Genomic DNA, 8,696 nt, shown 5'->3' on the forward strand with positions numbered 1-8,696 from the left:
TGCGGTTCGTGTTCGGCATCGACGTGAACACCACCGCCGGCGCCTTCCGGCCGGTGTCGACCACCGCCAGGACGACGATCTCGCCCGTCGCCCGCCCTGCGCTCGGACGACGGCCGGGCGCTGGAGGGCGTCGTCCCCCTCAGACCCGACCTCGGCGACGAACTGCCGGCCGTGCTGGACGAGGTCCGGGCGGCGGCGAAGACCGTCCCCGGGACGAAGGCGCAGATCAGCGGGCCGGCCGCCACCCAGGCCGACCTGTCGGACGCGTTCGCCGGGATCGACGGGCTGCTGCTGGGCGTCGCGCTCGTCGCCGTCCTGCTCATCCTGCTGCTCGTGTACCGCAGCCTGCTGCTCCCGCTGGTGATCATCCTCGGGGCGGTGTTCGCGCTGGGCCTGGCGTGCGCGGTGGTCTACGCGCTCGCCAAGAACGACATCGTCAGAGTCGACGGCCAGGTCCAGGGCATCCTGTCGATCCTGGTCATCGGCGCCGCCACCGACTACGCGCTGCTGCTGGCGGCCCGCTTCCGGGAGGAGGCGGCGGCGGGCCGGGACCGCTTCGCCGCCGGCCGGGCGGCCGTGCGCGGATCGTTCGGCGCCATCGTCGCCAGCGGCGCCACCGTCGCGCTCGGACTGCTCGCGCTGCTGCTCAGCAACCTCACCAACAACCGGGCCCTCGGGCCCGTCGGCGCGATCGGCATCGCCTGCGCCGTCCTCAGCGCGCTGACGTTCCTCCCCGCGGTCCTCGTCGTGCTCGGACGGGTCGCGTTCTGGCCCGCCAAGCCCAGGCCCCCGGCCGAAGGCGCCCACGGGGGGAGGGGGCTGTGGGCCCGCGTCGCGCGCCTCGTCGACCTGCACCCGCGCCGCGTCGTCGCCGGGACGGGCATCGCCCTCATCGCCTGCGCCGCGTTCGCGCCGGGGCTGCGCGCCCACGGCGTCCCGCTGGACGAGACGTTCATCAACGACGCGCCCTCCGTCGCCGCGCAGCGCACGCTCTCCCAGCACTTCCCCGGCGGGTCCGGCCAGCCGGCGATCATCATCGCCGACGCGGCGCAGGCCAGGGCCGTGACCGACGCCGCCGCCCGCACCGAGGGCGTCGCGGACGCCGCGCCCGTCGGCGCGTCGGGCCGGCCCGGCGGGCCGCCGAAGATCGTGGACGGGCGGATCCGGATCGACGCGACGCTGAAGGCGGCCGCCGACAGCGACGCCGCGAAGGCCACCCTCAAGCGCCTGCGCGCCGCGGTGCACGGCGTCCCTGGGGCGGACGCGCTGGTCGGCGGCTACACCGCGCAGCAGTACGACACCCAGCAGACCGCCGCCCACGACCGGACCCTCATCATCCCGGTCGTCCTGGCGATCATCCTGGTCATCCTCGTGGTGCTGCTGCGCTCGCTGCCGCTGCCCGTCCTGCTCATCGCGACCGTCGCGCTGAACTACGTCGCCACGCTCGGCGTCGCGGCCCTGGTGTTCCGCCACCTGTTCGGCTTCACCGGCCTGGACGCCTCCGTGCCGCTCTACGGTTTCGTGTTCCTGGTCGCGCTCGGCGTCGACTACAACATCTTCCTGATGTCGCGGGTCCGGGAGGAGACGCGGCGCTGGGGCGTGCGGGAGGGCGTCCTGCGCGGCCTGACGGCGACCGGCGGCGTCATCACCTCGGCGGGGGTCGTGCTGGCCGCCACGTTCGCCGCCCTCGTCGTCATCCCGCTGTCCTTCCTGGCGCAGATCGCGTTCATCGTCGCGTTCGGCGTGCTGCTGGACACGCTCGTGGTCCGGTCCCTGCTGGTTCCGGCGCTCGTCCGTATGATCGGCCCCAAGGTGTGGTGGCCCGCCCGTTTCGACCACCATCCGCAGGACGCCGGAACGGCCGAGACCGTCCGGTCCGCCCGGGGAGACAGGTGACGAGGCGTGAGCAACACCTTCGAAGCCCTCGGGACGTCCGAGGGTGATCTGCACCTGTCCAACGGCGGGACGGACGTCTTCTTCGACGTGCTCACCCTCGCCGGGTGCGCCCTCGCGGGATCCGCTTGGGAGAGCAATCTCGTCCTGTACTTCGCGGACGGGCACCGCCTCGGCCGCGGTACGGACGGGTTCGATCTGAACGAGCTTCCGTGGACGGCGAACTGGCCGGCCGAGAAGGCGTTCCTGCTGCGCGTCCTCGACCTGGCGCTGACCCGGCACGGCTGGGACCTGCTCGCCTACCACCCTCCTTTCGCGCTCGACTACCTCAGCCGTTACCGCGCGATGGTGGACGGATGGCCCGCGCCCATCCCGGTGCGGACTCCGGCGCCACGACCCGACTGGACCGTCCCGCCGCCCCCCGAACACCTTGAGCGCTGCCCGAAGCACGCCCTCTACAACGGCATGCTGGGCTGCCGCCTCTGCGACCTGAGCCTTCAGCCCCTGCCCGAGTAGCGGCTGGGGAGTGCTCGGAGGAGGCCGCCCGTCATTCCGCGGGGCCCCGGCGACTTGACCGCCTCAGGACTCGGAGAAGTCGTCCCGGGACAGCCCCTTCTCCGCCATCTTGTCCTCAAGCTCGGCGCCCAGTTCGGTGCGCACGTCAGGCCGCTTCCCGCGTTCCTGGCCGGGCTCCGCCTGGTCGGTGTCATCGGTCTTCGGAGCGTTCTCCTCCGGCGTGGTCAACTCCGCCCCCTCGGTGTCGATCGAGTCGCCGGCTCCTCCGGCCACCGCATACGGCTACCCGGCCACATCCGGCTCTAACGACCCGGCCGCCCCGCCCTCCGCCCCGGGAGGCCGGGACGTGGCGCAGGTCACAGGGCGGCGCTGTCACGCGGAGCGGGGCGCCGGCATCTCCATGATCGTCAGGACGCCGCGGGAACGATCTGCGCGGTGCGCACCTCAACACGCTGGGAGCAAAGGCATGGAACCCCGTCTGAACCTGATGACCAACGAGTTCGCCGCCAGGGTGGGCCGGCGGTTCGCCGCCGTCAGCGTGGCGATCGAGCAGTCGTCGCTGCCCCGGGACCTGCAGGAGCTGGTGATGCTGCGCGCCAGCCAGATCAACGGCTGCGGCTGGTGCGTGGACCTCCACACCAAGGAGGCCGCGGCCGCCGGGGAGAGCGCGGTCCGGCTGCACCTGGTCGCCGCCTGGCGCGAGTCGACCGTCTTCACCGAGGCCGAGCGGGCCGCGCTGGCGCTGGCCGAGGAGGGCACCCGGCTCGCCGACGCGCACCAGGGCGTCTCGGACGAGACGTGGGCCCGGGCGCGCGAGCACTACGACGACGACCAGCTCGCCGCGCTGGTCTACCTGGTGGCGATGATCAACGCGGCCAACCGGCTCGGCGTGATCGCGCGCAACCAGGGCGGCTCCTACGAGCCCGGCATGTTCGCCGCCCTGGCGGACTGACCGGCGCGCGAACGTCAGGGCCGGCCGCCACGATGGGGAGGACACTCGAAGAGGAGGCCGGAATGTCGTATCCGAAAGAGCTCTTCCACGGAGACGAGGGCGAGGTCAGCGGCAGGATGCGGGAGGGCGGCTCCGCGCCCGACCTGCTGATCGGCACGCGCTCCGAGGTGCACTACCTGGCCACGGGCGCATCCACCGGCGGCCAGTACGGGCTCTACCGGTGGGACATGAGTGCCGAGCCAGGGCGCGGCGCGGGCGCGCACTTCCACAAGACGATGTCGGAGTCGTTCTTCGTCCTGTCCGGCACCGTCGCGCTCTACGACGGGGACCGCTGGGTCGACGCCTCGCCCGGCGACTTCCTGTTCGTCCCGCCGGGTGGTATCCACGCGTTCGACAATCCGCACGGGGCGGCCTCGATGCTGGTCCTGTTCGCCCCGGGGGCTCCGCGCGAGGCCTACTTCGAGGAGCTGGCGGAGATCGTGAAGAGCGGGCGCCGGCTCAGCGAGCAGGAGTGGGCCGACCTCTACCACCGTCACGACCAGTACATGGTCTGAGGTGGGGCCGGGAATCCGGGGGAATGGAGGGCGCGCGTAGGGCGACTCTCCCCTCCACTCTCAACGTATAGCGCACCGGGGGGCTTGCGGCAAGACCCGGGTCGTGCCGCAGAATCGTCCGCCGAGGCCGGAACCTGCGGAGACCGGGGGCGCAGCGCAGGGCCGTCGTCGTCGTGCCGGTGGCGCGGGGACGGCGGTCCGCCGGCGGCTCCCCGGCGGTCGCGGGAACCCGCCGCCACGACCAGCGATCACGACCCGGAGCCGATACGTGAATCCTCTGACCGCCAGCGTGTTCGACCTCCCCGAGCGCCTGTCCGCCAAGGCCGACCCGGCGCTGATCGAGCGTGACGAGCGGCATTTCGCGGCCGTCGCGCGGTGCCTCGACCAGACGATCTCCGACCTGTCCGACCGCCTCGAAGCCGAGCGCCGGGCGCCCGGGGGGATCGGCCAGGGCGCGATGGACCGGGACATGGAGATCCACCGGCTGACCGCCCGCCTGCGCACGCTGCGCCGGTTCGGGCTCGACCTCTGCCTCGGGCACATGGCCGCCGCGGACGGTTCCGAGCCCGTGTACATCGGCCGGCTCGGGCTCACCGACGGCGAGGGCCGCCGGCTGCTGCTCGACTGGCGCTCGCCCGCGGCCGAACCGTTCTTCGGGGCGACCCACGCCGACCCGATGGGGCTGGCGAGCCGCCGCAGGTACCGCTGGACCCGCGGCCGGATCAGCGACTACTGGGACGAGGTGTTCACCGCCGAGGGGTTCGCGGGGCACGCGGCGCTGGACGACCAGTCCGCGTTCATCGCGAGCCTGGGGAGCGACCGCTCGGACCGGATGCGCGACGTGCTCGGCACCATCCAGGCCGACCAGGACGCGATCATCCGCGCGGGGTCCCGCGGCGCCCTCGTCGTCGACGGCGGACCGGGGACGGGCAAGACGGTCGTCGCCCTGCACCGCTCCGCCTACCTCCTCTACTCCGACCCCCGCCTCGGCCACCACCGCGGCGGGGTGCTGTTCGTCGGCCCGCACCAGCCCTACCTGGCCTACGTGTCCGACGTGCTCCCCAGCCTCGGGGAGGAGGGCGTGCAGATCTGCACCCTGCGCGACCTCGTCGCCGAGGGGCCCGGCGCGGCCGTCGAGACCGACCCGGAGGCGGCCCGCCTGAAGTCGTCCGCGGACATGGTGAAGGCGATCGAGAAGGCCGTCGCGTTCTACGAGAACCCGCCCACCGAGGGCATGGAGGTCAGCGCCCACTGGGGCGAGGTCTGGCTGAGCCCCGCCGACTGGGCCGAGGCGTTCCAGGCGCCGGAGCCCGGCACGCCGCACAACGAGGCGCGCGACCAGATCTGGGAGGAGCTGCTCACGATCCTCGCGGACAAGCACGAGGGGGTGGACGAGGGCGAAGGGGCGGCGTCGCCCGAGATGCTCCGCAGGTCGCTCGGGCAGGACCGGGGGCTGCGCACCGCCTTCAACCGGGCGTGGCCGCTGATCGAGGCGGCCGACCTCGTCGGCGACCTGTGGTCGGTGCCCGCCTACCTGCGTTTGTGCGCTCCCTGGCTCGGCAGGGACGAGATCCGCAGGCTGCAGCGCGAGGACGCCCAGGCCTGGACGGTGTCGGACCTGCCGCTCCTGGACGCGGCGCGGCAGCGCCTCGGCGACCCGGGGGCCTCGCTGCGCAGGCGCCGCCGCGAGGCCGCCCTCGCCGCCGAGCGCGAGCGCAGGGAGAGGGTCGTGGACGACCTCGCCGAGGTGGCCGACGACGAGTACGGGACGGGGCTCGTGACGATGCTGCGCGGCGAGGACTTCCATGACGCCCTCGTCGACGAGAGCGCGCTGGCCGTCGCCGACCCCGACCTGCTCGCCGGCCCGTTCGCGCACGTCGTCGTGGACGAGGCGCAGGAGCTGACCGACGCGGAGTGGCAGATGCTGCTGCTGCGCTGCCCGTCGCGGAGCTTCACCATCGTCGGGGACCGCGCGCAGGCCAGGCACGGGTTCACCGAGTCGTGGCGGGAACGGCTCGAACGGGTCGGGCTCGACCGGATCGAGCTGGCCTCCCTCGGCATCAACTACCGGACGCCGGAGGAGATCATGGCGGAGGCCGAGCCGGTCATCCGGGCCGCGCTCCCGGACGCCAACGTGCCGACCTCGATCCGCGCCACCGGCATCCCCGTCGTCCGGGGACCGGTCGCGGACCTGGACCGGGTCCTCGACGCCTGGCTCGACGCGAACGACGACGGGGTCGCCTGCGTCATCGGCGCCCCCGCGTTCCCGGGAAGGCCCCGCGTCCGGTCGCTGACCCCCGAGCTGGCCAAAGGGCTGGAGTTCGACCTGGTCGTGCTCGTCGACCCGGACGGGTTCGGCGAGGGCATCGAAGGCGCGGTCGACCGCTATGTCGCGATGACCCGGGCGACGCGGGAGCTCGTCGTCCTCACGGGCTCCTGACACCGTCCGCGCGGACCCCCGGCCGGCCGGGCCCCGGAGGGTCAGTCCCCGACCTGGCTCGCCGGGCTCGGGCCGCCGAGCCCGGCGAGCAGCTCGCGCAGCAGGTCGGCGAGCTGCTCGCGGCGGTCGGGGGCGAGATGGCCGATGAGCCGGTCCTCGGCGGCGAGGAGGTCGGCGACGACGCGATCGAGCAGGGCGTTGCCCTCCCGGGTGAGGGTGACCGCGCGCGCGTGGTACCCGGACCCGGGGGTGGTCCGCTCGACCAGCCCGGCTCCGGCGGCCCGCTCCACGCGCTGGGTGATCGCCCCGCGGGTCACCATGCAGGCGTCGGCCAGCTCGCCCGGGCTCATCCGGTACGGCGGGCCGGAGCGGCGCAGGGTGGACAGCAGGTCCAGCGTCGCGACGTCCACCCCCAGCCTCGCCAGGAGGCGGCGGCGCTCGTCGCCGAAGACCTTGGCGGCCCACCAGATCCGGGTGACGACCCCGATCGACTCCACCGGGACGCCCGGCAGCTCGCGCCGCCAGGCGTCCTGGATGGCGTCGGCGCCGTCGCGCGGCGGCTCAGCGGCCACGCTCGGCACCGCCGTTGACCTGGACGATCTGTGCGGTGACGTGCCCGGCGCCGGGCGAGGCGAGCCAGTGCACGGTCTCGGCGACGTCCCCCGGCGTCCCGGCCCGCCCGGTGTGGGTCTGCGCGACGAGCGCCGCGCGGCGCTCGTCGTTCATGGAGCCGCCGAAGAACTCGGTGTCCTCGATGAACCCGGGGGCGACCACATTGACCGTGATGCCGCGCGGCCCGAGCGCGGCGGCGAGGTCGAACGCGTACGGGTGCAGGGCCGCCTTCATCGGGCCGTAGGACGTGCCGCCCGAGCCGCGCAGCGCCGCGACCGAGGAGATGAACACGACCCTCCCGGACGGGTTCAGCAGGTCGCGGAGCGCCTCGGTCGGCAGCACCGACGTCAGGACATTGGTGCGGAAGTTGCTCGTCCACCGCTCCAGGACGCCGCCGGAGCCGCCCTGGTACTCGGCGTTGCCGCCCGCGGCGTGGACCAGCACGTCGATCGATCCGAAGCGCTCGGCCAGCTCGGCGCGGACCCGCTCGACCCCGTCCGGATCGCTCAGGTCGGCCGGCAGCGCGGTGCCGCCGATCTCCCCGGCCGCCTTCTCCAGCACCGCGGCGCGGCGGCCGACGACGGCCACCCGGTCCCCGCCGGCCGCGAAGCGAGCCGCCACCGCCCTGCCGATGCCGGTGCCGCCGCCGCTGACCACGATCGTGCGCGCCATGTCGGAACCCCCTCTGAGTTTAGGTCTAAATTCACCCTAGCAGGGAGCCCCCCGGGGCGCAGCCCGCCGCGCCTTCAGCCCGCGGCCCGCTTCACCAGGTCGGCGATCCGCGCCTCGCCCTCGGCGGTCAGCTCCGGCAGGGCGAAGGCGGTCGGCCACATGGCGCCGTCGTCGAGGGCCGCCACGTCGCTGAACCCGAGGGTCGCGTACCGCGTCTTGAACTTCGCCTTGGCCTGGAAGAAGCAGAGGACCTTGCCGTCCTTGGAGTACGCGGGCTGGCCGTACCAGAGCCTCGGCACGAGATGCGGTGCGGCGGCCCGGACGATCTCGTGCACCCGTTCGGCGATGGCGCGGTCCGCGTCCTCCATCTCGGCGATCTTGGCGAGGACGTCGCCCTCCCCGTCGGCCTTGGCCTTGCCCGGGCTGCGGCGCGCGGCCTTCTTCAGCTCCTGGGCGTGCTCCTTCATCGCGGCCCGCTCCTCGGCGGTGAAGCCGTCGAACTTCTCGCCGGACGCCGCGCTCGTGCTCTTCTTCGTGTCGCTCATGACGGGATTCTCCTGGTTCGTTGAGGGGGTCGCCGGACGGGTGCGCTCAGCCCCACGCGCCGGCGATCTGCCGGGTCGTGGCGTTGAGCCGGTTGAACAGGTTGGTGACGCCGATCATCAGGACGATCGCGGCCAGCTCCTTCTCGTCGAAGTAGGTGGCGGCGGCGTCCCAGACGTCGTCGCTCACGGGGTCGGCGCGGTCGGCCAGCCGCGTCGCGGCCTCGGCCAGCGCCAGCGCCGCGCGCTCCTCCTCGGTGAAGTACGGGGCCTCCCTCCAGGCGGCGACGGTGGCCAGCCGCTCGTCGGTCACCCCCGCCTTGCGCGCCGTCTTCGCCCCGGCGTCCACGCAGGCGCTGCAGCCGTTGATCTGGCTGACCCGCAGGTGCACCAGCTCCAGGGTCTCCTCCGAGACGCCTCCGGCGTGCACGGCCTTGAAAAGCTCCTGGATGGGCTTCATCGCGCCGGGCGGACCCGGACGGCGAGGACGAGAGGTCGCTGCCGTCCGCCGCGAG

Annotated in this window: 10 protein-coding genes; 5 read left to right on the forward strand and 5 right to left on the reverse strand. The window is 73.6% G+C overall.

What is annotated here, in order from left to right:
- The first annotated feature begins 96 nt into the window (after nucleotides 1–96).
- Nucleotides 97–1,896 carry an MMPL family transporter gene (locus tag AB0C69_RS32815; RefSeq protein ID WP_360358822.1) on the forward strand — a complete coding sequence of 600 codons (1,800 nt, stop codon included), beginning with the start codon at nucleotides 97–99 and terminating at the stop codon, nucleotides 1,894–1,896.
- Nucleotides 1,897–1,902: 6 nt separating this feature from the next.
- Nucleotides 1,903–2,409 carry a hypothetical protein gene (locus AB0C69_RS32820; RefSeq protein WP_360358816.1) on the forward strand — a complete coding sequence of 169 codons (507 nt, stop codon included), beginning with the start codon at nucleotides 1,903–1,905 and terminating at the stop codon, nucleotides 2,407–2,409.
- A 63-nt stretch (nucleotides 2,410–2,472) separates the two neighbouring features.
- Here AB0C69_RS32820 and AB0C69_RS32825 read toward each other — a convergent pair whose 3' ends face one another.
- On the reverse strand, nucleotides 2,473–2,682 hold the full coding sequence (locus tag AB0C69_RS32825) for a hypothetical protein (RefSeq protein ID WP_360358817.1): 210 nt from the start codon (nucleotides 2,680–2,682) through the stop codon (nucleotides 2,473–2,475).
- Nucleotides 2,683–2,875: 193 nt separating this feature from the next.
- Between AB0C69_RS32825 and AB0C69_RS32830 the strand changes: the two genes are divergently transcribed.
- From AB0C69_RS32830 to helR, 3 genes are all read left to right on the forward strand, one after another.
- Nucleotides 2,876–3,361 (forward strand): carboxymuconolactone decarboxylase family protein, encoded by a 486-nt coding sequence (locus tag AB0C69_RS32830; protein WP_345181277.1) that lies wholly within the window; start codon nucleotides 2,876–2,878, stop codon nucleotides 3,359–3,361.
- Between the two features lie 62 nt (nucleotides 3,362–3,423).
- Complete coding sequence (locus AB0C69_RS32835) at nucleotides 3,424–3,915, forward strand: cupin domain-containing protein (protein WP_360358818.1); 492 nt, start codon at nucleotides 3,424–3,426, stop codon at nucleotides 3,913–3,915.
- Nucleotides 3,916–4,183: 268 nt separating this feature from the next.
- Entirely contained in the window at nucleotides 4,184–6,355 is a 2,172-nt protein-coding gene (gene helR, locus AB0C69_RS32840) for an RNA polymerase recycling motor ATPase HelR (RefSeq protein ID WP_360358819.1), read from the forward strand.
- Between the two features lie 41 nt (nucleotides 6,356–6,396).
- Here helR and AB0C69_RS32845 read toward each other — a convergent pair whose 3' ends face one another.
- From AB0C69_RS32845 to AB0C69_RS32860, 4 genes are all read right to left on the reverse strand, one after another.
- Nucleotides 6,397–6,927, reverse strand: coding sequence for a MarR family winged helix-turn-helix transcriptional regulator (locus AB0C69_RS32845; RefSeq protein WP_345181270.1), 531 nt, complete (start codon nucleotides 6,925–6,927; stop codon nucleotides 6,397–6,399).
- Nucleotides 6,917–7,639 (reverse strand): SDR family oxidoreductase, encoded by a 723-nt coding sequence (locus AB0C69_RS32850; RefSeq protein ID WP_360358820.1) that lies wholly within the window; start codon nucleotides 7,637–7,639, stop codon nucleotides 6,917–6,919. The genes AB0C69_RS32845 and AB0C69_RS32850 overlap by 11 nt, the downstream gene beginning before the upstream one ends.
- Before the next feature lie 74 nt (nucleotides 7,640–7,713).
- Nucleotides 7,714–8,184: a DUF1801 domain-containing protein gene (locus AB0C69_RS32855; protein WP_360358821.1), complete on the reverse strand. Its 471-nt coding sequence runs from the start codon at nucleotides 8,182–8,184 to the stop codon at nucleotides 7,714–7,716.
- Nucleotides 8,185–8,230: 46 nt separating this feature from the next.
- Nucleotides 8,231–8,641 (reverse strand): carboxymuconolactone decarboxylase family protein, encoded by a 411-nt coding sequence (locus AB0C69_RS32860; RefSeq protein WP_360358823.1) that lies wholly within the window; start codon nucleotides 8,639–8,641, stop codon nucleotides 8,231–8,233.
- Nucleotides 8,642–8,696: the final 55 nt, after the last annotated feature.

This window comes from Actinomadura sp. NPDC048032 (assembly GCF_040653175.1).
Classification (GTDB): domain Bacteria; phylum Actinomycetota; class Actinomycetes; order Streptosporangiales; family Streptosporangiaceae; genus Spirillospora; species Spirillospora verrucosospora.

What these genes read in the sequence shown, in the direction of transcription:
- AB0C69_RS32835 (WP_360358818.1), top strand. Translation starts at nt 3,424, where the DNA reads ATGTCGTATCCGAAAGAGCTCTTCCACGGAGACGAGGGCGAGGTCAGC.
- AB0C69_RS32850 (WP_360358820.1), bottom strand. Translation starts at nt 7,639, where the DNA reads ATGGCGCGCACGATCGTGGTCAGCGGCGGCGGCACCGGCATCGGCAGG.
- AB0C69_RS32860 (WP_360358823.1), bottom strand. Translation starts at nt 8,641, where the DNA reads ATGAAGCCCATCCAGGAGCTTTTCAAGGCCGTGCACGCCGGAGGCGTC.
- AB0C69_RS32830 (WP_345181277.1), top strand. Translation starts at nt 2,876, where the DNA reads ATGGAACCCCGTCTGAACCTGATGACCAACGAGTTCGCCGCCAGGGTG.
- AB0C69_RS32855 (WP_360358821.1), bottom strand. Translation starts at nt 8,184, where the DNA reads ATGAGCGACACGAAGAAGAGCACGAGCGCGGCGTCCGGCGAGAAGTTC.